Here is a 22,500-nt window from a genome sequence, read left to right on the forward strand (position 1 = left end):
TTTTAACGGCAATAATATATCGAATGTTTAAGATTTAAAAAGTCAGTTGACAAAAAAAATATATAGAATATAATGATATTAGGAATGCAGAGTAAATTACTTGGAAATACGTTGAAAAAGGAAAGTATCCTAAATGGAATTTTAAGAGAGAGAATCGGAAGCTGAAAAGATTCTTAAAGGAAATTTATGAGAAGTGCCCTTTGGAGTAGTATCTTTGAATTACAGTAAAGGATACCGGGAGAGCCCGTTATAGCGGCTGAACATTTATGTGTTTGTAGCTGACTTATTGTTAGAGTGGATAATTGGGTTTATTGGCTTCGTCTCTATAGGGACGGGGATTTTTTATTTTTTGAGGTTATTAGGCACATTTAAGTATGTACCTAAATATTGAGAATTTTGAGGTGAAGGTATGTTTAAAAATTTGTTTTATGATTTAGATAGAATAATTGAAAATGATCCAGCAGCAAGAAATAGGTTGGAAGTGTTTTTATTATATCCAAGCGTACATGCAATATTATGGCATAGAATTGCTCATCCATTTTATAATGCAAAAATGTTTTTTATTTCAAGACTTATTTCACAATTAGGAAGGTTTTTTACAGGGATAGAGATTCATCCTGGTGCTAAAATAGGAAAAGGATTGTTTATAGACCATGGAATGGGAGTTGTAATCGGAGAAACTGCTGAAGTTGGAGATGACGTAACAATTTATCATGGAGTAACCTTGGGTGGTACAGGTAAACATCAAGGAAAGAGACATCCAACAGTTGGCAATAATGTTATGATTGGAAGTGGAGCAAAAGTATTAGGCCCAGTTAAAATTGGCAATAATGTTAAGGTTGGGGCAAATGCGGTAGTTTTAAAAGATATTCCAGACAATTCAACCGCGGTTGGGATACCAGCAAAAGTTGTTAAAAATAGTAAGGAAGAAAATGTAATAGATATGGTGGATTTTAGAAAATGAATAAAAAGAATCAAATAATAGAGTTTTGCAATGGGTTAGGACTTTTGGAAGTTGGATTTTGCAGTTTACAAGTTTTTCATGAGCTTGACCCATTTCTTAGGAAAAGGAAAGAGTCTGGACTCCAAAACGAATTTGAAGAAGATAATATTGAAAAAAGAATAAATCCCAAATTGTATATGGAAGAAGGAAAAACAATTATTTCTGTTGCTTTTCCTTATTTGTTTCATAAACCAAATAAGGAAGAAATATATTTTTCAACATATACTAAAGGTAAGGACTATCATAAAGTAATAGGAAAATATTTAAATGAAGTTTGTAAGTTCGTAAATGCATTAGGAGGAGACTCCAAATATTTTGTTGATAGTAATGCATTACCTGAAAGATATATAGCAGTGAAGAGTGGAATTGGATTTATTGGAAAAAACAATATGTTAATAAATAAAAGATATGGATCTTATGTGTTTTTAGGAGAAATTATAACTGATTTAGATTTGCAGCCGGATAATGTAGTTAAAACAAAATGTGGAAAATGTGAAAAATGTTTAAATGCATGCCCAACTAAATGTATTTCTAAAACTAAATGCAATCCTAATATATGTTTATCATATATTACTCAAAAAAAGAATATTGAGGATCAATGGTTTGAAAAGTTTAATGGAAGAATGTTTGGCTGTGATACATGCCAAAAGGTTTGTCCATTTAATGAAGAAAGTGAGTTTTCAAATTTGGAGGAATTTAAGCCTTTTGAATTTATGGATAAATTAGATTTAGATGAACTTCTAAATTTAGACAAAGCTGTTTTCAAAGAAAAATATAGTTTGACCTCTTCAGGGTGGCGTGGTAAAAACACTCTTCAAAGAAATGCACTTATTAATGCATTTATGAGTGATAAATACATTAATAAGGAAGAATTTCATATTAATTCAACATATGTAAAGGAGTATTATCATAGACTTTTAAAATATAATAAATTATAATAAATAGATGTATGGGGTTTTTAAGCAATTTATATATTTTGAAAGGCGTGATTTACTTGATACTTTCTCCAAAGCTTTCAAGGATTCTAGAATGTTGTCCTGAGGGAGTTATTAAAATTTTCGGAAAATGGTTTTTAAATCATTTAATTAATAAATATGCAAAGGTTCATCTAACTGGAGCTGAAAATCTAAAAAATAAAGATGGAGCTGTTATTTTTATATGCAATCATTTAAGTAATTCAGATTCTCTTGTTTTATGCAGAGCTTTAAAGCAGTGGGAACCTACCTTCGTTGCTGGTGTAAAACTAAATGCAGATCCAGTTACACATTTGGGTATGATAACTATGAAAAATACACCAATAGTACCCAATTCTGCTGATAAAGCTGGAATCTCTAGAATTATAAATTTACTTAAAAGTGGTGAGAATATACTTATATTTCCGGAAGGTACAAGGAGTAGAAAAAAATCTTTAATTAAAGCAAAACCTGGACTTAGTCTTTTTGCTAAAATGAGTAAGGCTAAACTTGTGCCGATTGGTATGTATGGCACTGAAAAACTTTTACCTATAGGTGAGGATGGCAACATGAGTGGTGAAACCTTTCATCATGCAGATGTGTACTTAAATATAGGGAAGCCATTTGAAATAGCTAAGAGAAATAGGGAAGAAGACAGAAAAGAATATGAGGAAAGAGCTACTGATGAAGCAATGAAAAAAATAGCAGAGCTTTTACCAGAGGAGTATAGAGGCGTATATAAATAAAAGTTGGTGATATGGATGAGAAAAAAGGATATTCAGAATGTTTTAAAAGTTTTAAATGACGTGTACAGTGATGCAGAGTGTGCGCTTAATTTTAGAACACCTTACGAACTTTTAGTTGCAACAATACTATCTGCACAATGTACAGATGTAAGAGTAAATATGGTTACAGAGAAGTTATTTAAAGAATATAACACACCGCTTAAAATGGTTGAATTAACTGAAGTAGAACTTCAAGAAAAAATAAAAACATGTGGTTTTTATAGAAATAAAGCAAAAAATATTTTAGAGACCTCTAGAAAACTTCTATTTGAATTCAATTCACAAGTACCTAGTAACATGGATGACTTAACAAAACTTCCAGGGGTAGGAAGAAAGACAGCAAATGTGGTTATGTCAAATGCATATAATATACCAGCAATAGCCGTAGATACTCATGTCTTTAGGGTCTCAAAAAGGATAGGACTTGCTAAAGGGGATACGCCACTAAAAGTTGAAGAAGAACTTATGGAGGTTGTTCCTAAAAAAATGTGGAGTAAAGCCCATCATTTTATAATATGGCATGGAAGAAAAATATGCAAAGCAAGAAAACCAGAGTGCAATATTTGTCCTATTAGTAACTTCTGCGATTATTATAAAGACATAACATAAAATTACCACTTTTATTTTTGAACAATACGTGGTATATGTATTGTAAGGTGATGTTATTATGAACAATATATTAATTATAGAGGATGAAAGAAAGGTTTCAGAGGTTATAAAGGCTTATCTTGAAAGAGATGGGTATTGTGTATATATTACAGATAAAGGTTTAGAAGGAATAGATTTATTTAATAAAATTGAATTTAAACTTGTCATATTGGATTTAATGCTTCCAGATATTGATGGGGAAGAAGTGTGCAAGGTATTAAGAAGGATTTCAGACGTACACATATTTATGTTAACTGCTAAAGCAGGTCTAAATGATAAAATTGAAGGACTTAATATTGGGGCAGATGAATATTTAACTAAACCATTTAGCCCAAGAGAACTTACTGCAAGAGTTAATGCACTTTTTAGGAGATTTTGTAACAATAGTTGCTTGATGTTTAATAATGGAAAATTAGAAGTAGATAATGACAAAAGAACAATAAGAGTGAATGGTGAAGTTATATCATTAACACCAAACGAATTTGATATTTTATATGTTCTTGTATTAAATAAGGATAAAGTTCTTAGCAGAGAACAAATTATTGAAAAGGTGTTTGGTATTGATTTTGATGGATCAGATAGGACAGTGGATGTTCATATAAAAAATATAAGAAAAAAAATTGAGGAAGATAGTAAAAATCCTCAATATATAATAACAGTAACAAAGTTAGGATATAAATTTGTTGACGAAGATTAAACTTAATTGAAATTAACCTTTATATTTACAATTTCACATTTGGTTGCCACACGTATTAGTGGTCCCCAGGTTCCGTATCCAGAAGAAACAATTAATTGATAATTTTTATCTCTTAAATAACCGTAAGAATTATCAAAGATAATCTTGGTAATAAGATTATTTGGAAAAAATTGACCATGATGAGTATGCCCGGAAAGCTGAAGGTCAATTTTTTCTTTTTCTTTATCATCAATTCTTACAGGCTGATGATCTAGAACTATTATTGGTAAGTTTGTATCGCAGTTATTTAAAATTGAAGAAATATCATTTCTAGCCTCTAATGATTTTTTTTCACTACTAAAATCATCGCGTCCAATCAGATAAAAGCCGTTATCTATTTTTAAAAACTCATCTTTTAATAAAGTAACATTTCCCAAACTTAAATTTTTAATCGTATCTTCAACATTTCCAGCACCATATTCATGATTGCCAAGAACTGCAAAAGTTCCATATTTTGAATCTAAATTTTTTAGTACTCCAGATATTTCTTTTTTTAAAGTTTCGGGAGTATTTTCATCAATCAGGTCGCCACATATAAATATAATGTCTGGCTTTATAAGATTTATATTAATAACCATTTTTTCTAAAGATCTTTTACCAAAACCAGTACCAAGATGTATATCTGAAACCATGGCTATATTTAGATTGCTAAGTTCAGAAGTTTTTTTATCAATAGTTATTTTATAAGTTGTTACTACACGTTTTGTTCCAACATAAGCGCCATATATTATAATAAAACATACTATTATTAATGATATTAAACTGTTATAATGGTTAATCATATTATAAAAAGCTGAATTTTTACTTATAAGATTAAAATTAAAAATAAAAAGTTTTATTATGTCCAGTATAAAGGTTACAAGTAAAAAATAATAAAATAATCCAATCCAAAAAAAACCTATATTTAAAAATACATTTGAAATTTTACCTTTAAAAAATGTACTTAATAGTAGGCCTATTATGTATGAAAATGCTACAATCCAAAATAATATCCAATATAATGTTACATTTATATTAGGATTTAAAGAAGAAAAAGTTATAAAATTTTCCTTACCTATATAAAAACTTAATGATACATACAATAACATAATGAGTATAAGTATTATTATAGGAATGATACTAAAAGAACCTTTCAGTTTTTTAGACTTCATAGAACACAACTCCAATCGGCAATTTAAATTTATATATACATTATAACAGTTTAAGAGAAATAAGGAGGATGAAATCTTGCATAGTATAAGAAAACGTCTTGGTATTATAATGATATTTTGTACAGTTATTTCCATAACTATATCTACATTTTTTGTGAATATAGCTATTAATAATACTTTTAACAAATATATTATAAACAATCAAAATGAAAGAAATAATAAAATAGTAGCATATTTTAAAGATATATATTTAAAGGATAAAAAATGGACACAAGACTCTGGTAAGGAATTAATTCACGAGGCTCATATGGGAGATTACTGTATAACCCTTTCAGATAATAATAAAAAAATTTTATGGGCTATGGATCCAAAAGATTTAACAAATAATGATAGTGAAAAAAAAGGTGTATACAAATCAAATACTTTTAAAATAAATGTAGATAATAAGACAGTTGGGTATGTTATCATTGGTCAATATTCACCGCTATTATTGTCACAATCCGATATTAATTTTAAAATGTCAATAAACAAAAGTATATTTTTAAGCGTACTTTTAGCAGTAGTTATAACCATAATATTAAGTCTTATAACAACTAGACAGTTTACAAAACCAATAAAATTAGCTTCAGAAGCATCTGTTAATTTATCAAATGGAGATTATAATACAGAGCTCCTAGAAAGCAGCAGTATAAGTGAACTTAGTAAACTTATGAAAAGCATAGAAATATTGAGAAAAAAATTAGAAAATCAAGATGGAATAAGAAGAAGGCTTGTATCGGATATATCTCATGAAATAAGGACGCCTTTAAATATACTTCAAAATAATTTGGAGGCAATGCTTGATGGTGTATTTCCTGTAAATGAAGAGAGATTAAACTACATAAATGAAGAGGTGATAAGATTTGGCAAGTTACTAAACAATCTAAACTCCTTAAAAGAATTCGAACAAGAAAAAGTAAATTTAAAATTAGAAAAGGTTTCACTTTCAGATGTAATTAATTCAGTTTGCAAAGAATATTATATAGATTTTAGTAATAAATCCATAAAATTAAAAATTGATTATATAAAAAATAAAGAGTTTATGGTGTTAGGCGACAAAGATAAATTGAAACAGGTGTTCATAAATATTATATCAAATTCTATAAAGTTTACAAAAGAAAATGGAAATGTATGGATTAGTATGAAAAATTATAAAAATAAAATTTTGGTCGTAGTAGAAGATGATGGAATAGGTATAAAAAAAGAAGATATACCATATATTTTTGAAAGGTTTTATAGAGGTGATAAAAGTAGGGAAAAGATTAAAGGAAATGGCGTGGGGCTTACTGTTGTTAAGAATATATTAAAACTTCATTCTGCAAAAATTACCGTGGAGAGTCAAGTTGACATAGGGACTACCTTTAAATTATACTTTAATAAGATTTAATAATTAGTGTTAAGAGGAGTGTTTTTATGAGATCGCAAGTTAATGATATTCTTGATGTAGTTACAAGTAAAAGTAGTACGTATCAGCAAAAACTTTTTAATTTAGCAAATGTAGCAGAAAGACTTGTTGACCCAAAAGAAGTTTTAGGATATACAGATGAAGAAATGATGTATATTGAAAATAATATGATATGTGATTTAAATGAGGGTTATGCAATATATAGACCAAGATATATTGTTCCAGATTACAATGTACTTTTAATAAATGGATGTAAATTCTTAAGTATAGAACCACCAAAAGATTTAGATGAACTTCTTGATAGTTTACTTATTTTATATAGTCATGTTCCATCAATAACATCTTTTCCTGTTTTTATAGGAGATTTGGATAAACTTATGGAGCCATTTATAACAGATGATGAGAAGGACTATATAAAAATAAAAAGATTTTTAAATCATATTGATAAAACAATAGTAGATTCTTTTTGTCATGCAGATATTGGTCCAGAAAAAACAAGGGCTGGAGAGCTTATATTGAAGGCTGTAGTTGAACTACAAAATCCAACTCCAAATATGACAATAAGATATGATAAAGATATAACACCAAAAGATTTTGCACTAAAAGCAGCAGAAGCATGCTTAAAAGTATCAAAACCTTCATTTAGTAATAACAAAATGTATAACCAAGATGTTGGAGATCACAGAATAGTAAGTTGTTATAATGCGCTTCCACTTGCTGGTGGAGCTTATACCCTTCCAAGACTTAGACTTGGAACTATAGTTAAGGGGGTAAAGTCCTTTGATGAACTTATAAATGATAGATTGCCTAAAGTTACAAAGGCAATGGCAACAATGATAGACAAGAGGGTACGGTTTATTGTTGAAAAATCAAATTTTTTTGAATCTTCTTTTCTTGTTAAGGAAGGTTTTATTAAAAGAGAAAATTTCTCTGCAATGTTTGGAATTGTAGGACTTGCAGATGCAGTCAATTATGTTTTAAAACTTGAGGGACTTGATGAAAAGTTTGGAACTTCAAAAAGAGGTGACGAAATTGGTCACAGCATATTAGAACTTGTTGATAATATAGCAAATACTCACGAAGCAGTATATTGTGAAAGAACAAATAATAGATACCTTATGCATGCACAAGTTGGTGCAGACCTTAGTGAAGAAGATAAGGATAACACACCAGCACATAGAATAAGAGTTGGTGAGGAGCCAATTTTGCCAAAGCACCTTAAACAAGCTGCACCTTTCCACAAATACTTTACGTCAGGTACAGGTGATTTATTTGCTTTAGATCAAACTTATTTAAATCATGTAGATGCAGTACTAGATATTATTGAAGGTGCCTTTGAAGAAGGTGCAAGATATATAACAACTTATCTTCACAATACTGATCTTGTAAGGGTAACTGGATATTTGGTTAAAAAGAGTGATGTTATGAAGGTACAAAATGGTGAACCTGTACTTAGAGATACGGAAATAATGGGCTTTGGTACAAATAATAATGCTCATGTATTTGAAAGAAGAGTAAGAAAAGATGGAAAATAAGGCTATTGTAAACAAAATAATACCTTTTTCTAATGTGGATGGACCTGGCAACAGGCTGTCCATATTTTTTCAAAAATGTAATGTAAGTTGTATTTATTGTCACAATCATGAAACAATAAATGAATGTAGGAATTGTAAAATATGTATAGGTAAATGTCCCAAAGGTGCTATAAGTTTTGTAGAAAATAAAGTTGTGTATAATGAAGAAAAATGCTCGGAATGTGATACTTGTATAAAAGTTTGTCCTTACAGTTCATCTCCAAGGACAAAGGAATATACAGTTAAAGAACTGGTAAAGATTATTGATGAATATAAATCCTTTGTACGTGGAATTACGGTTTCAGGTGGAGAGGCGACTTTAAGAGCACCTTTTGTAACAGAATTGTTTAAAGAGGTAAAAAAACTTGGGCTTACATGTTTTGTAGATACAAATGGATTTTTTAATATAGATTCCATAGGTGAACTTATAGATGTAACAGATAAGTTTATGGTAGATATAAAAGCAGTGGATAAAATTAAAGAACTATGTGGTGTAAATTTAGAAAACAATTTGGAAAATTTAAAGTATCTTTTAGATTTGGATAAAATTTATGAGGTCAGAACAGTTCTTATAAAAAAATATATGGATTTAGAAAATACAGTTAAAACTGTTTCTAATATTTTAAAGGATTATCCGGATGTTATATATAAACTTATAAGAGTTCATAGCATTGGACTTAGAGAAGAACAAAAAGAAATAATAAATGGAAACATACCAACTCAGGAAGAAGTAAAGAAGCTCGGGAAAACGGCAGAAAAAATGGGAGTCAAGAAAGTAGAATATATTTTGTAATCTTTGAATTGTATTCAGTCATAATAGTGAGAAATTGCGAAGTATTGGTGAAGGGTTTTTCACCTATGCTTCGCAATTTCTTTATAGTATAAAACATATTATGATTCCTTGTGAAGATTGAAGCCTCTACCAAGAACCTCATGGGTATTACTAATTATAATAAACGCAGATGGATCTATTGCTTCAACCATATTCTTAAACCTTGTAATTTCTGATTGCTCCATAACTACCATCAAAACAGTACGGCTTTCTTCAGTATAACCACCTAGACCTGATAACTTAGTTAGACCTCTATTTAAATTTTTTAAGATAATCTTACTTATTTCATCTGATTTATCTGAAACTACAAAGGCAACTTTAGAACTTGTAAAACCAAGCTGTATTAAGTCTATTGCTTTGCTTGTTAAAAAAATTGAAATAAGGGCATATAGAACCTTATCAGGGCTAAAAACTATTGAAGCAGATATTACAACACATGCATCGGTTAGCATTTGACATTTGCCCATACTAAACCCAGTATACTTATTCACTATGCTAGCAATTATTGATAGACCACCTGTGGATGCATTTCCTTTAAATACTAATCCAAGGCCTATACCAACCACTAAGCCCCCATATATGGAGGCTAGAAGTGGATTTAATGTAATAGCAGGTATATTTTTTGTTAGGAAAATAAAAAATGGTAAAAAGAAAGAACCAACAACTGTTCTAAGACCATACAGTTTACCAAGTATAATTAAACCTAGAAAAAAAAGTGGTATATTTAAGGCAAATTGGGTAATAGCAGGTTGAACTCCAAATACATGTTTGATAATAACTGAAATACCAGCCACTCCTCCAGAAGCAATATCATTTGGATTAAGAAAAACGTTAAAACCCAAAGCTGTTAAAAAAGAGCCGAGCAGTATTTCTAAATTTTCAACTATTTGAGAATGAACTTTGGGCAAGCTTCTAATCATAAAAAGTCCTCCAACCTCGTAATTTTATTATTACTTAACTACGCAATATTTCAAAATTAAGTCTAATGTAGAAGTTATACCATCCATATGAGTTCTTTCATATCCATGTGAGGCAAAAACTCCTGTTCCTATTAAAGCTGTACGTATATCAAAACCAGCTTTTAAAGCAGCTGAAGCATCAGAACTGTAATTAGGATAAACATCCACCTTATATGAAATATTTTCTTCTTTGCATAGGTCTACAAGTCTTTTCCTAAGGTGTAGATCATAAGGACCAGAGGAGTCTTTAGCACATATACAAACACTGTATTCAGAAGAATTTTGTCCAGTACCTGGTGCCCCCATGTCTACAGCTATAAATTCAGTAGTATTATTAGGAATTGAGGAAGCACCATGGCCAACTTCTTCGTAAGTACTAAATAAAAAATTTGTGGTATATGGTAATTTAATATTGTTTTCTTTAATATATTTTAATGTATATAAGAAAATAGCGGTACTTGCCTTATCATCAAGATGTCTACTTTTTACATAACCACTATCCGTGAAAGTAGTTCTTGAATCAAAGGTTATAAAGTCGCCGACTTCTATAGAAAGATTTAGAACGTCTTCCTTTGAAGTAACTTTTTCATCAAGAACAACTTCCATATTTGAAGGTTCCCTTTTTAAATCTTTTGCATCACTATGAATGTGAACAGATGGTTTTATAGTTTGAATAGTTCCAGTATAGCTTTTGCCATCAAGGGTTTCAATAGTACAATTTTCACCTTCAATTGAATTCATCATAAAACCACCAATTGGTGTAAGTGCAAGGCGACCATCAGATTTTATTTCCTTAACCATTGCACCTAAGGTGTCTATATGACAGGAAAAGGTTCTAACTTTATCTTTATTTTCACCTTCAAAAGTTGCAACTACATTACCTTTGTTTGTTGAATAGTAATATATATCCAAAAGATGAAGCTCTTCTTTAATATAGTCCATTAAATTATCAGTAAAACCAGTTGGACTTGGAATTGTAAGGATATTTTTTAAATAATATTTTAGTTTGTCTAAGTTATACATTTTTTTCCTCCTATATGTTGTGTTTAAATATAAAATATATAATTAGGATAATTTTATCATATAAATCAGTTTTTAAAAACTTTATATTTTATTAAGATTATATAAGTATTATCATAAGGACTTTTGTAGTATAATAATAAAGAAAAAAGTGAGAGGGGGGTACTTATGAAGAAAAATGTACTTATTATAGGAATCATAAGTTTTATAGTTATTATAGCAGGAATTTCTATTCCAACATACAAAATTTATTCAAAAGTAAAAAGTTTTGATAATTACATTTATCCTACTGTAAAAATAAATGGCGAAGATGTATCGGGAAAAACAGTAGATGAAGCTAAAAAACTTTTATCGGATAAATATCAAACACCAATTGGTAATAAAAAGATAAACATTAAAGTTAATGATAAAACTTACACAATTAATTATTCCCAAATTGAAGCAAAATATGATATTGATAAAGCAGTTACAGATGCTTTTAATTACGGAAGAGATAAGAGTGTGATTGATAAATATAAACTTATAAAAACACCAGTATTAAAATCAATTCAATTATCATTTAATTACAATGTGAAACCTATTGATGACTTAATTAGTAATATAAAAAAAGATGTAAACAAGGATCCTAAAAATGGATCTGTTACAAAAAGTGGTGGAGGTTTTAGTATAACACCAGATGTAGATGGATATAAATTAAAAGATGATGAACTGAAGAAAAATATAATAGCATCAATAAATGGTGATTTAGGTCAAGATTCTAATGTTCAAGCCAATATAGAAGTTATAAAGGCTAATAGAACAAAAGAAAAACTTGCAGGAATAAATACTTTAGTGTCAACTTTCAGTACTAGTTATGGACCTATATCAAGTCCTCAAAGAGCAACTAACATTACACTTGCTACCAATGCAATTAATGGACTAGTACTTATGCCAGGAGAAACATTTAGTTTTAATGGTGTTGTAGGTGAAAGAACGGCGGCAAAAGGATATCAGGCAGCACCAGTAGATATAGGAACAAAAACAGCTATGGGATTAGGCGGTGGAATTTGCCAGGTATCTACAACTCTATACAATTCAGTGTTGCTGGCTGGAATTAAGGCAACGGTAAGAATGCATCATACAATTCCATCAGTTTATGTGCCACTTGGATTTGATGCTACAGTTGATTATGGAAATCTAGATTATCAATTTAAAAATACTTTAAGCTATCCAATATATATTGAAGGAAGTTCAGCCAATGGTACAGAAACTTTTAATATATATTCAGACAAGAGTTTACTAATCAAAACCTACAAGGTAGTTAATAATGTTGATCCTAGCGGTAAAAAGGTAAAAGTTTACCTTCAAACTTACCAAAATGGACAAATGACAGCAAATGATTTAATAGCAAATGATGTTTATCCACCATCAAATTAGTATATAGAGGTTTAAGTTTCAGACAAAGATATATAACTTTGTCTGAAACTTATGATATAATATATAAGAATTATTTATGCGGGTATGGCGGAATTGGCAGACGCGCTAGTTTCAGGTATTAGTGGCTTAGCCGTGCAGGTTCGAATCCTGTTATCCGCACCAAAACAACTCAGAGTTATATAAATTCTATTGATTATCCTAAGTGATGGAAAATATCACAAAAGCATAAGGAGGGACTATAGTCACCTCCTTTTTGTGCGTGATTTGTAAATTAATGTAAAGATTTTAATAAATATATGCTAGGTCAGCTGATTAGCAAAAGTGGAGATACAGTCTTTATGATTGGATTACTATGGCTAATACTAGACAGGACAAAATCACCAAAACTGATGGGAGTAGTATTATTCTTTACATATTTACCTCAATTTGCATTAGGACTAATAGCTGGTTCAATAGTTGATCAATTTGATAGACGTAAGATAATGATAATTTGTGATATTGTTAGGGGAGTAGTGTTATTTATATTTTGCATAATGATAGAATTAAAAATTTTTTCAATTTATTTAGTAATTATATTGACGTTTTTATTAGCAAGTGCCAGCGTATTTTTTGGACCTGCTAGCCAAGCTTTTATACCTAACATTGTGCAAAAAGATTTATTGGTAAGTGCTAATGCTGTAAGTAGTGGGATAGATCAACTGTGTAAGATTATTGGGAATGCAATTGCGGGAATAATTATTGCTACAATAGGTGTTTATCCACTTTTCATGTTTGATGGCTCTTCATTTTTATTTTCTGCTTTAATGTTATATTTAATTAAATATATTGTAAAGAATAATAAATTTGAAGATGTTGATAACAAAATAAGCATAAGTAAAATTGTCAGCGATTCTAAAATGGGCATAAATTTTACTTTAAAAGATAAATTTATAAAAACATTCATTATTCTATTAGTTATTTCTAATATATCTTATAGTATAGTCACAACGTTAACTCCTGTATTTTCTGAAAGAGTATTAAAGGCAGGGCCTAAAGGATATGGATATCTTGAAGCTGTTTTATCTGTGGGCATGTTACTGGGAATATCATTTATAGGCTCAATAAAAGTAAAGAAAGTTGGATACATGTTCATATTTGGAATCATATTTTCAGGGGTGTCATTGATTTTAGTTGGATTAAATTCAAAGCTTATAATTGTAATGTTTTTATATCTATTATTTGGGTTATCTGATGCCTTTACAGCACCCATGTTTGCATATTTTAGATTATATGTAAAAGATGAAATTAGAGGAAGAGTGTTTAGCGTTTTTAATTTAATAGTTTTAAGTGCCGTACCAATATCTATGGCAACAATAGGAGTGTTAATGGAGTATTTTGGAACAAAAAACTTCTATATATGTTGTGGAGTAGTATTAATGATGTCATCAATACTAGCATGTTTTTCTCGAAATTTCATAAATGCCAGTCTTGAGAATGTTTAAAATCATATTGAAAATAATATAGGATATTTTAAAGGTATTATCAAAGGCAACAAGTACCGCCATCCCAATGCAAGTTCCAATTTGTCTTCCAGCATGGATTATTTCCGAGTCTATCTTTCCATTAAAAATTTTTCACTTGATAGGAAACTTGCGCCAATAGCTGTAGAATTACCATTTAAATTTGATTTGGTAATTACAACCTTATTATTAATTTTAGAATGAAGACAATTTTTAATTTTTTCTATAGTACCATCTATTTCATTAGTGAATCTGCTATTAATAATAATCTTTTCTGGATTGAAGGTGTTATTTAAGTTATTGATGGCTATTGATATATAGCTAATAAACTCATCAAGCATTTCTATAGCTGTTTTCTCTCCTAATAAAATATTATTCTTAAACTGGTTAAAATCTAGGGCATTTCCACCTTTTTTTTGTCTATACATATTTAAAATGGTTAATTCGGAAGCATATTGTTCTAGGCAGCCTTGATTACCACAAGGGCATGGCCTTCCACCTTTTAATACTATTGTATGACCTACTTCACCACTGGAACCATTAAATCCGTGGAATAATTTTCCGTCTAAAATGAGTCCAGCACCTACGCCTGAATGAACATTAATACAAATAATATTATCTATGCTGACATTTGTATTTTTCTCAGCAATTGCAGATAGGCTTGCTTCATTTTCAATGAAAACTGGCATATTAAATTCTTTAGATAATTTATCAGCCAAGGGGAAGTCTTTAAGATCATAATAAGGTGTGAAATTAATATTATTATTTTCAACAGTACCATGAATACCTATACCAACGCCTATAATACCATAGTAGGTAGGGGGCATAGAAGAACAAAAATATTGTATGGTTCTATTAATATAATATAAAATGTTTTCTTTAGTTATGCTATCTACTTTTATATTGTAATGATCTACAATTGTGCCATTTAAATTTGTTAATACTGAGGAAATATAATCAACTCTTATGTCGATTCCTACGGAAAGTCCTGCATCTTGGCGAAATTTTAACATGATTGGTTTTCGACCACCGTTACTTTCGCCTATTCCTTCTTCATAGACTAGTTTTCTTTCTAATAAAGTTTGGACTATAGCTGATATTGTTGCCTTGTTCAAATCTAACGCTTTGGCTATATCAGCACGATAAACTAAATCTTTTTGTATTATCATAGATAAAACAGAGTTTTCATTCTTCTTCCTAATTATATACTTGTTAACAGGTTTCATATCATTTAAAACTCCTTATATGTAATATTATATATTATAAGGTTAAAAATAAATAATGTAAATGTACCTTGGATTAATTAAGAAATAAAATTAAACCCTTATACACTAAAAGCATAAGGGTTTATCAGTAATCTGGATATTAGTTGTCTATAAAAGGCGATTTTACACGTTAATAGGCAAATCTTGTTTTACGTTTTTACCAGCACGATTTCGAAGAGTGGCTTCAATCTCCTCAAGTGAACGATTACGTGTTTCAAATACTTTATAGTGAACAAACCAAATTGATAGAAAACAAATCACACCATAACCGATGAATAAGCTGCCAGTACCAAAATGGTTTAACAATGTTGGAAAGGTTAATGATACTATCATATTAGCGCTCCAATTAATTACACTACTGAATGAGTTGCCTAAACCACGAATATTTAATGGGAATACCTCACCAATCATAACCCACATTACAGGTCCCCAAGTAGCTGAAAAGAAAGCAATGTAAATAGTTAAAGCAATAACGCAAATAATTGAAGCAATGGAGGAACCAGTAGAGAACTTCATTGAAAAACTCATAACCAATAAGGAAGCCCCCATTCCAATAGCGCCATAAATCAACATTTTTTTACGATCAATTTTATCCATTATAACAACAGCTATAGCAGTAACAATAACGTTAAAAATACCAATTCCAATATGTGCAAGCAAAGCTGCTTGAACACCAAAGCCAACTTGAGTAAGAATAGTTGGTGCATAGTATAAGACTGTATTACAACCCATTATTTGCTGGAAAATAGCCAAGCCTAAGCCTATAATTAGTGCTGGATGAACAGATTCACCGAATAATTCTTTGATTCCACCACTTTTAATTTCCGCTTGCTTTTTAATTTGAGCAAGTTCATTATTAACGGCACCTTCATTATGTTTGTTCATTTGTTCTAAAATGTGTCGTGCTTCATCGTGACGTCCAGTTTTAACTAAGAATCGAGGACTTTCTGGCAATAAAAGAGCTCCTAAGAAAAGAATTGCAGATGGAACGGCTGCAAAGCCAAGCATCAAACGCCAACCGCTATATAAATTAGAAAAACTGTAGTTAGTGATATAAGCTAATAAAATTCCGCTCATTACCATTAGTTGAAATAAACTTGACATAGATCCACGTTTTTTAGCAGGTGATAATTCAGCTAAATACGTTGGAATTAAAGCAGAGGAAGAACCAACGGCAATACCAAGAACGATACGTGATATAATTAATATTCCAAGTTTTGGAGAAAATGCTGAACCAAGTGCACCAAAAAAGAAAATAATGGCTGAAATCAAAATCAATCGCTTACGTCCATACCTATCTGACATTGGGCCAATAATTGCGGCTCCAAGAATAGCTCCTAATAGTACAGCGCTAACAACCCAGCCTTGTTGCCATGAATCAAGATTCATTTGTTTTTGAATAAAGAGAATAGCTCCGGAAATAACCCCTGTATCATAACCAAACAAAAGTCCGCCAAGTGCACCAAAAACATATACTATAGAATTATTGACTTTTACATTCATCTAAATCATCCCCATTTTTTTATTTTAATTAGATTTGAATTTTTATCATTGCAAAGTGATAGATAAGATTTCTTTATTATGAGTTTCAGCTCAAGTAGCACAACTTAATGTATTTTACTGAATAACCTATATAGTATCACCTCTTTTTTAAATCAAATAATCGTTTACATAAATGCAAATGCTATAAAAAACCACCTGCCTCAAAACTTAGTTTATCGTAAAAATTAAGTTCCTAAAAAAATATAAATGGTAACAATAATTATTATATTGGAGATTAATAACGTTTTCAATACTTATTTTTCCTATGAAGTAAAAAAATAGTGCAAAAAAATTAAGCATATATCAGAAGAAAATTTCCAAAAAAAGTTTTTAAATACACTTTATAAAATAACTTGAAAAACTTTGGTTTTAGAATTATACTAATAACATAGATGGAAATAAAATATATCTAATAAAAAAATTAGGAGGTAGGTAAAAGTAGATTCTAAGTGAAAACGTTTTTCTGAGAAATTAATTATAAAGAGATGGTAATGGAACTAGCTAATATTTATTTAGGGGGAAGGGATTATTTATGAAATTTTTGGGGATAGATTTAGGTACATCATCCGTTAAGATAATTGTAATGGATGAAAATGGGAAAGTCATTGAAAATGTTTCAAAAAATTATGATGTAAGTTATCCTCATGTGGGATGGGCTGAGCAAAACCCAGAAGATTGGTGGAACAGTACCAAAGAAGGAATTAAAGAATTGGTTTATGGAGGTAACATAAAAGCAGAAGACATTAATGGAATAAGTTTTAGTGGACAGATGCATGGTTTAGTTTTACTTGATAAAAAAGATGAAGTTTTAATGCCAGCTATTTTATGGTGCGATCAAAGAACACAAAAACAATGTGATTATTTGAACAATGAATTTGGTCAAGATAAGCTTGCAGGATATACGGGAAACAAAGCGTTGACGGGTTTTACATTACCAAAAATATTATGGGTTAAAGAAAATAGACCAGAAATATATAAAAAAATAGCACATATAATGCTTCCTAAGGACTATATAAGTTTTAAACTTACTGGAAAATTTTCTTCAGATGTGTCAGATTCATCAGGTACATTAATGTTTGATGTAGAAAATAGGAAATGGTCAAAAAAGATGTTAGATTTATTAGAGATAGATGAACTTACTCTACCAAAAGTTTATGAATCTTGGCAGGTAGTGAGCAATGTTTCTAATGAAGCTGCAGAAGAAACTGGTTTATCTGTTAAAACCTTAGTCGTAGCTGGTGCAGGTGATCAAGCTGCCGGCGCAGTTGGATCAGGTACAGTAAAGTCAGGTGTATTATCGGTTGTGCTTGGAACTTCAGGAGTAGTTTTTGCTTGTGATGAAAAATTTTCTGTGGATAAAGAAAATAGATTACATTCCTTTTGTCATGCTAATGGGAAGTGGCATCAAATGGGAGTTATGCTTTCTGCAGCATCTTGTTTGCAATGGTGGGTAGACAATATTAACATGGATATTGCTGGAGATGCTTTCCAAAAATTACTTGATGAAGCTGAAAAAGCTCCAGTAGGTAGTAATAAATTATTGTTTTTGCCTTATCTTATGGGAGAAAGAACTCCTCATAGTGATCCAAATGCGAAAGGAAGCTTTATCGGATTAAACATAACACATAAAAGGGGAGATATGACAAGGTCAATATTAGAAGGTGTTTGCTTTGGGTTAAGGGATTCTCTTGAGATATTAAAAAGTTTAAATGTTGAAGTTAAGGAAGTTAGGGTTAGTGGAGGTGGAGCTAAAAGCAGATTTTGGAGACAAATACTTGCAGACATATTCAACTTAAATGTAGATGTAATAAACTCTAAAAATGGACCAGCATATGGAGCAGCAATATTGGCATCAGTAGGTTGTGGTTTATATAAGACTGTGGATGAGGCTTGTGGCCAATTGATAAACATTACAGATAGAGTGGAACCTATAAAAGAAAATGTAGAAAAATATAATAAAATATATAATACTTATACCTCACTATATGATTGTTTAAAAGAAAAATTTCAAGAGATAAATGATTTATAAGCTTAATTTGAAAAGAGAGTTACTTATGTTATATAATGTTTTTAATAGTAGAATTTATCAAAAGAAAAAACTTTAATAAAATTTAAGTGGTGGTATAAAATGAATAACTTTAAAGCTATAGACCAAGAGACAATAAAAGAATTGAATCAAAAAAAAATAATTCAAATGTTGTATAGGAAAAATCAGCTTACAAAACAGGTGATAGCTCAGAATCTTAAGATAAGTATTCCAACCGTTATAAGTAATGTAAGAGAGCTTATTGAACGAGGATTTTTAGATGAGATTGGTGTTGCTGAATCTTCTGGAGGAAGAAAACCTGTAATTGTTAGATTTCTACCGGATGCCAGGTATTCTTTTGGTGTGCTTATTACGAAGGAGCAGGTTAGAATTATTTTAACAAATCTAAAATTTGATATAATGGCAGAAAAAATTTTTGATATAACTGATGAAGTGAACAAATTTAATGATATTATCGCAGAAGTTAGAAAAGAAATTGACAACATTATTAGTGCGAATAATATACCTAGAGATAAGATACTTGGAGTTGGATTTTCATTGCCAGGTACTGTTAATGAGGAAAAACTGCTTTTAAAAAATGCTCCAAACTTAAAGCTTAAAGATATATGCTTTAAAGAATTTGAACAGGATTTTCAAATTCCTATATTTATAGAAAACGAAGCTAATGCAGCAGCTTATGCAGAAGCATTTATCAATTTTAATTATATTAAAAACAGTTTAGTATTTATATCTATTACGGAAGGTATTGGTACTGGCATAATAATTTCTGACAATGTTTATAGAGGCTACAATAAACGTGCAGGAGAATTTGGACATATGACAATTGTAAAAGATGGGAAACAATGCAATTGTGGTAGAAAAGGTTGTTGGGAGTTATATGCATCTAGAAAGGCATTAATTGATGAATATAGAAAAACATTTAATATTAAGGATAAAACGCTGAAAGATTTTTTAGAAATGACAAAAATAGATTCCAGGGCGAAAGAGATATTAAATAATTATTTGGAATTTCTTGCAGAAGGTATTAGAAATATAATTCTAATATTAGATCCACAATGCATAATTATAGAAGGTGAATTATCAAATTATAAAAACTTAATAGAAGATGATTTAAAAAATAAAATATTTCAAGAAAATAACTTCTATGACGAAAAAGAATGCAAGGTATTATTTTCTAATTTAGAAGGAAATGCATCTATATTTGGTGCTGCTTTTCTACCAATGAAAAAGTTGTTTTTTTTAGATGAGAAGGTAATTTAATTTATTTCCACTACAGATAAAGATACATTAGAAAGTTTATGAAAATGTATTAATTATCATGGATAGAATAAATACGATAAACTTGTTAAAATGAGTTTATAAAGTCATTTTATAATATTGCAATAAATAGATAACGATTGAATAGAAATATTTATGAACTATCAAAACATTGTAATTTATATATAAAGTAAATGAAGGGTGGAGGTAATATGGTTATTAAAAAAGTGACGGATGATAAATTCAAAAGATATGGACAAATTCTACAAAATTATGATTGCTCTGAATTAATTGAAAAAATGAAAAAAACACCAGTGCCAAGTGACGTAATCTATGAGGCATCAATTGAGGAATTAGAAGAACTACAAATTGCTAAAGAATTAAGAACAAGAGAATTTGGTGAATTACCAATTGAGATAGGATATTGTAATGGCAATAATTATTTATTAAATGCAGTTGAATATCATCGTTCATCTGAAATAAATGTTGCAGTGACGGATCTTATTTTACTCATAGGTTTTAAACAGGATATTGAAGACGATTACACATATGATACGTCAAAGATAGAAGCATTTTTTGTGCCAGCTGGTACCATTCTAGAAGTGTATGCAACAACACTTCATTATGCACCTTGCAATGCAAATAAAGATGGTTTTAAGTGTGTTGTCGTTTTGCCAAAGGAAACTAATCTATCTCTAGAGAATAGGATTAAAAAATCTGGTGAAGATGCATTACTTTTTGCTAAAAATAAGTGGCTAATTGGGCATAAAGATACTGATTTAGGTACACAGGGGGCATTTATAGGTTTAAAAGGAAAAAATATTTCAATAAAATAAAAAAATGGGGGAATTAAATATGAAAAATGTACCAGAAGTAAAATTGGGAATTATTGCAGTGAGTAGAGATTGTTTTCCGATGGAGTTATCAGCTAATCGCAGAAAAGCTGTGGTGGAAGCTTATAAAAAATCTAATGGAAACATCTATGAATGTTTAACAACTGTAGAAAATGAAAAACATATGGAAAAGGCATTAGAAGAAGTGAAAGAAGCAGGTGTAAATGCACTTGTGGTATATATTGGGAATTTTGGACCTGAAACTTCAGAAACTTTGATTGCAAAACAGTTTAATGGGCCAGTAATGTTTGCTGCTGCTGCGGAGGAAAAGGGAAACAATCTAATTAATGGGCGTGGAGATGCATTTTGTGGAATGCTAAATGCAAGTTATAATTTAGCACTTCGTAATGTAAAAGCATATATTCCTGAATATCCTGTTGGAACTGCAGATGAAGTTGCAAATATGATTACAGAATTTGTGCCAGTTGCAACTGCATTACTTGGATTAAAGAAATTAAAAATTATCTCCTTTGGACCACGTCCACAAGACTTTTTAGCCTGTAACGCTCCAATTAAACAATTATATAATTTAGACGTTGAAATTGAAGAAAATTCGGAACTTGACTTATATGCAGCATTTAATGAGCATGCTAATGATTCAAGAATTCCAGAGGTAATAGCTAGTATGGAAGAGGAATTAGCTGAAGGAAATAAAATGCCAGGCATTTTACCAAAGCTTGCCCAGTATGAAATTACATTGTTAGATTGGATGGAAGCACATAAAGGTTCAAGAGATTATGTTGTTTTTGCAAATAAATGTTGGCCATCCTTCCAAACACAATTTGGATTTGTACCTTGCTATGTAAACAGTCGTTTAACAGCAAGGGGAATCCCTGTGTCATGTGAAGTGGATATTTATGGTGCATTAAGTGAATATATTGGAACATGTGTAAGTCAAGATGCCGTAACATTACTGGACATTAATAATACAGTTCCAGATGATATGTATGAATCAGAAATTAAAGGCAAATTTAATTACACACTAAAAGACACATTTATGGCATTCCATTGTGGTAACACAGCTGCATGTAAATTGACAACTCGCACTATGAAAAATCAAATGATTATGGCAAGGGCATTAGAGCCAAATCAAGAACCTAACATAACTAGAGGTACACTTGAAGGTGATATTGTTCCTGGAGATATAACCTTCTTCCGTTTACAAAGCAATGCAGATGCAGAGCTAACAGCATATGTTGCAGAAGGTGAAATTTTACCAGTTGCAACTCGTTCGTTTGGATCTATTGGTATTTTTGCAATTCCCGAAATGGCAAGATTTTATCGTCATGTGCTAATAGAGAAGAGATATCCACATCATGGTGCAGTTGCATTTGGACACCATGGAAAAGCAATTTACAATTTATTTAAATATCTAGAGGTTAAAGAATTAGGATTTAATCAGCCAAAAGGAATGCTTTATAAAACAGAGAATCCTTTTGAATAATTAAATGATGACAATGACTTCCCTTTTTGTTA

At 30.2% G+C, this 22,500-nt stretch carries 19 protein-coding genes and 1 tRNA gene; 15 read left to right on the forward strand and 5 right to left on the reverse strand.

Going from position 1 to position 22,500, the window contains the following annotated elements; all coding sequences use genetic code 11:
* Positions 1–409 precede the first annotated feature (409 nt).
* Genes epsC through B8978_RS09815 form a run of 5 tightly spaced genes read left to right on the forward strand, consistent with a single transcriptional unit; the run spans position 410 to position 4,086 of the window.
* The gene (epsC, locus tag B8978_RS09795; protein WP_084115660.1) at positions 410–964 is read left to right on the forward strand and encodes a serine O-acetyltransferase EpsC; all 555 of its coding nucleotides are present in this window, start codon (positions 410–412) and stop codon (positions 962–964) included.
* Entirely contained in the window at positions 961–1,941 is a 981-nt protein-coding gene (queG, locus tag B8978_RS09800; protein ID WP_084115662.1) for a tRNA epoxyqueuosine(34) reductase QueG, read from the forward strand. Before epsC ends, queG begins: the two co-directional genes overlap by 4 nt.
* A 56-nt stretch (positions 1,942–1,997) precedes the next feature.
* Positions 1,998–2,702: a lysophospholipid acyltransferase family protein gene (locus tag B8978_RS09805; RefSeq protein WP_139796028.1), complete on the forward strand. Its 705-nt coding sequence runs from the start codon at positions 1,998–2,000 to the stop codon at positions 2,700–2,702.
* 15 nt (positions 2,703–2,717) lie between these two features.
* The gene (gene nth / locus B8978_RS09810; RefSeq protein WP_084115664.1) at positions 2,718–3,350 is read left to right on the forward strand and encodes an endonuclease III; all 633 of its coding nucleotides are present in this window, start codon (positions 2,718–2,720) and stop codon (positions 3,348–3,350) included.
* Positions 3,351–3,408: 58 nt separating this feature from the next.
* On the forward strand, positions 3,409–4,086 hold the full coding sequence (locus B8978_RS09815) for a response regulator transcription factor (RefSeq protein WP_084115666.1): 678 nt from the start codon (positions 3,409–3,411) through the stop codon (positions 4,084–4,086).
* A 2-nt stretch (positions 4,087–4,088) separates the two neighbouring features.
* Here B8978_RS09815 and B8978_RS09820 read toward each other — a convergent pair whose 3' ends face one another.
* Positions 4,089–5,276 carry a metallophosphoesterase gene (locus B8978_RS09820; protein ID WP_176212670.1) on the reverse strand — a complete coding sequence of 396 codons (1,188 nt, stop codon included), beginning with the start codon at positions 5,274–5,276 and terminating at the stop codon, positions 4,089–4,091.
* 76 nt (positions 5,277–5,352) lie between these two features.
* On the opposite strand from B8978_RS09820, the gene B8978_RS09825 reads away from it, so the two are divergent.
* Genes B8978_RS09825 through B8978_RS09835 form a run of 3 tightly spaced genes read left to right on the forward strand, consistent with a single transcriptional unit; the run spans position 5,353 to position 9,087 of the window.
* On the forward strand, positions 5,353–6,702 hold the full coding sequence (locus B8978_RS09825) for a sensor histidine kinase (protein ID WP_084115670.1): 1,350 nt from the start codon (positions 5,353–5,355) through the stop codon (positions 6,700–6,702).
* A 26-nt stretch (positions 6,703–6,728) separates the two neighbouring features.
* Positions 6,729–8,255: a YjjI family glycine radical enzyme gene (locus B8978_RS09830; RefSeq protein WP_084115672.1), complete on the forward strand. Its 1,527-nt coding sequence runs from the start codon at positions 6,729–6,731 to the stop codon at positions 8,253–8,255.
* Positions 8,245–9,087: a YjjW family glycine radical enzyme activase gene (locus B8978_RS09835; protein WP_084115674.1), complete on the forward strand. Its 843-nt coding sequence runs from the start codon at positions 8,245–8,247 to the stop codon at positions 9,085–9,087. Before B8978_RS09830 ends, B8978_RS09835 begins: the two co-directional genes overlap by 11 nt.
* Before the next feature lie 98 nt (positions 9,088–9,185).
* Here B8978_RS09835 and B8978_RS09840 read toward each other — a convergent pair whose 3' ends face one another.
* Together B8978_RS09840 and B8978_RS09845 are read right to left on the reverse strand one after the other, a co-directional pair.
* Positions 9,186–10,046: a YitT family protein gene (locus B8978_RS09840; RefSeq protein ID WP_084115676.1), complete on the reverse strand. Its 861-nt coding sequence runs from the start codon at positions 10,044–10,046 to the stop codon at positions 9,186–9,188.
* Positions 10,047–10,076: 30 nt separating this feature from the next.
* On the reverse strand, positions 10,077–11,108 hold the full coding sequence (locus B8978_RS09845; RefSeq protein WP_084115678.1) for a M42 family metallopeptidase: 1,032 nt from the start codon (positions 11,106–11,108) through the stop codon (positions 10,077–10,079).
* A 165-nt stretch (positions 11,109–11,273) separates the two neighbouring features.
* Between B8978_RS09845 and B8978_RS09850 the strand changes: the two genes are divergently transcribed.
* From B8978_RS09850 to B8978_RS09860, 3 genes are all read left to right on the forward strand, one after another.
* Positions 11,274–12,521: a VanW family protein gene (locus B8978_RS09850; protein WP_084115680.1), complete on the forward strand. Its 1,248-nt coding sequence runs from the start codon at positions 11,274–11,276 to the stop codon at positions 12,519–12,521.
* A gap of 78 nt (positions 12,522–12,599) precedes the next feature.
* Positions 12,600–12,683: transfer RNA gene (locus B8978_RS09855), tRNA-Leu, on the forward strand.
* A 134-nt stretch (positions 12,684–12,817) separates the two neighbouring features.
* Positions 12,818–14,002, forward strand: a complete 1,185-nt coding sequence (locus B8978_RS09860; protein ID WP_084115682.1) for an MFS transporter — start codon at positions 12,818–12,820, stop codon at positions 14,000–14,002.
* 110 nt (positions 14,003–14,112) lie between these two features.
* Here the strand turns inward: B8978_RS09860 and B8978_RS09865 are convergent, their stop codons facing one another.
* Together B8978_RS09865 and B8978_RS09870 are read right to left on the reverse strand one after the other, a co-directional pair.
* The gene (locus B8978_RS09865; RefSeq protein WP_084115684.1) at positions 14,113–15,246 is read right to left on the reverse strand and encodes an ROK family transcriptional regulator; all 1,134 of its coding nucleotides are present in this window, start codon (positions 15,244–15,246) and stop codon (positions 14,113–14,115) included.
* 162 nt (positions 15,247–15,408) lie between these two features.
* Positions 15,409–16,788 carry a sugar porter family MFS transporter gene (locus tag B8978_RS09870; protein ID WP_084115686.1) on the reverse strand — a complete coding sequence of 460 codons (1,380 nt, stop codon included), beginning with the start codon at positions 16,786–16,788 and terminating at the stop codon, positions 15,409–15,411.
* A gap of 571 nt (positions 16,789–17,359) precedes the next feature.
* Between B8978_RS09870 and xylB the strand changes: the two genes are divergently transcribed.
* The 4 genes from xylB to B8978_RS09890 all read left to right on the forward strand — a co-directional run bounded on the left by xylB (position 17,360) and on the right by B8978_RS09890 (position 22,468).
* Entirely contained in the window at positions 17,360–18,856 is a 1,497-nt protein-coding gene (gene xylB, locus B8978_RS09875) for a xylulokinase (protein WP_084115688.1), read from the forward strand.
* Between the two features lie 99 nt (positions 18,857–18,955).
* The gene (locus tag B8978_RS09880; protein WP_084115690.1) at positions 18,956–20,134 is read left to right on the forward strand and encodes an ROK family transcriptional regulator; all 1,179 of its coding nucleotides are present in this window, start codon (positions 18,956–18,958) and stop codon (positions 20,132–20,134) included.
* Positions 20,135–20,343: 209 nt separating this feature from the next.
* Entirely contained in the window at positions 20,344–20,967 is a 624-nt protein-coding gene (locus B8978_RS09885; RefSeq protein ID WP_084115692.1) for a DUF4867 family protein, read from the forward strand.
* A gap of 19 nt (positions 20,968–20,986) precedes the next feature.
* On the forward strand, positions 20,987–22,468 hold the full coding sequence (locus B8978_RS09890; protein ID WP_084115694.1) for an L-fucose/L-arabinose isomerase family protein: 1,482 nt from the start codon (positions 20,987–20,989) through the stop codon (positions 22,466–22,468).
* The last annotated feature ends 32 nt before the right edge of the window (positions 22,469–22,500 follow it).

The organism is Clostridium acidisoli DSM 12555 (assembly GCF_900176305.1).
In the GTDB taxonomy this organism is placed as follows: Bacteria; Bacillota; Clostridia; order Clostridiales; family Clostridiaceae; genus Clostridium_I; species Clostridium_I acidisoli.

Bases quoted from the DNA above. Each gene is read 5' to 3' on its own strand.
- epsC (WP_084115660.1), top strand. From the start codon at position 410: ATGTTTAAAAATTTGTTTTATGATTTAGATAGAATAATTGAAAATGAT.
- queG (WP_084115662.1), top strand. From the start codon at position 961: ATGAATAAAAAGAATCAAATAATAGAGTTTTGCAATGGGTTAGGACTT.
- nth (WP_084115664.1), top strand. From the start codon at position 2,718: ATGAGAAAAAAGGATATTCAGAATGTTTTAAAAGTTTTAAATGACGTG.
- B8978_RS09815 (WP_084115666.1), top strand. From the start codon at position 3,409: ATGAACAATATATTAATTATAGAGGATGAAAGAAAGGTTTCAGAGGTT.
- B8978_RS09820 (WP_176212670.1), bottom strand. From the start codon at position 5,276: ATGAAGTCTAAAAAACTGAAAGGTTCTTTTAGTATCATTCCTATAATA.
- B8978_RS09830 (WP_084115672.1), top strand. From the start codon at position 6,729: ATGAGATCGCAAGTTAATGATATTCTTGATGTAGTTACAAGTAAAAGT.
- B8978_RS09835 (WP_084115674.1), top strand. From the start codon at position 8,245: ATGGAAAATAAGGCTATTGTAAACAAAATAATACCTTTTTCTAATGTG.
- B8978_RS09840 (WP_084115676.1), bottom strand. From the start codon at position 10,046: ATGATTAGAAGCTTGCCCAAAGTTCATTCTCAAATAGTTGAAAATTTA.
- B8978_RS09845 (WP_084115678.1), bottom strand. From the start codon at position 11,108: ATGTATAACTTAGACAAACTAAAATATTATTTAAAAAATATCCTTACA.
- B8978_RS09850 (WP_084115680.1), top strand. From the start codon at position 11,274: ATGAAGAAAAATGTACTTATTATAGGAATCATAAGTTTTATAGTTATT.
- B8978_RS09860 (WP_084115682.1), top strand. From the start codon at position 12,818: ATGCTAGGTCAGCTGATTAGCAAAAGTGGAGATACAGTCTTTATGATT.
- B8978_RS09865 (WP_084115684.1), bottom strand. From the start codon at position 15,246: ATGAAACCTGTTAACAAGTATATAATTAGGAAGAAGAATGAAAACTCT.
- B8978_RS09870 (WP_084115686.1), bottom strand. From the start codon at position 16,788: ATGAATGTAAAAGTCAATAATTCTATAGTATATGTTTTTGGTGCACTT.
- xylB (WP_084115688.1), top strand. From the start codon at position 17,360: ATGAAATTTTTGGGGATAGATTTAGGTACATCATCCGTTAAGATAATT.
- B8978_RS09880 (WP_084115690.1), top strand. From the start codon at position 18,956: ATGAATAACTTTAAAGCTATAGACCAAGAGACAATAAAAGAATTGAAT.
- B8978_RS09885 (WP_084115692.1), top strand. From the start codon at position 20,344: ATGGTTATTAAAAAAGTGACGGATGATAAATTCAAAAGATATGGACAA.
- B8978_RS09890 (WP_084115694.1), top strand. From the start codon at position 20,987: ATGAAAAATGTACCAGAAGTAAAATTGGGAATTATTGCAGTGAGTAGA.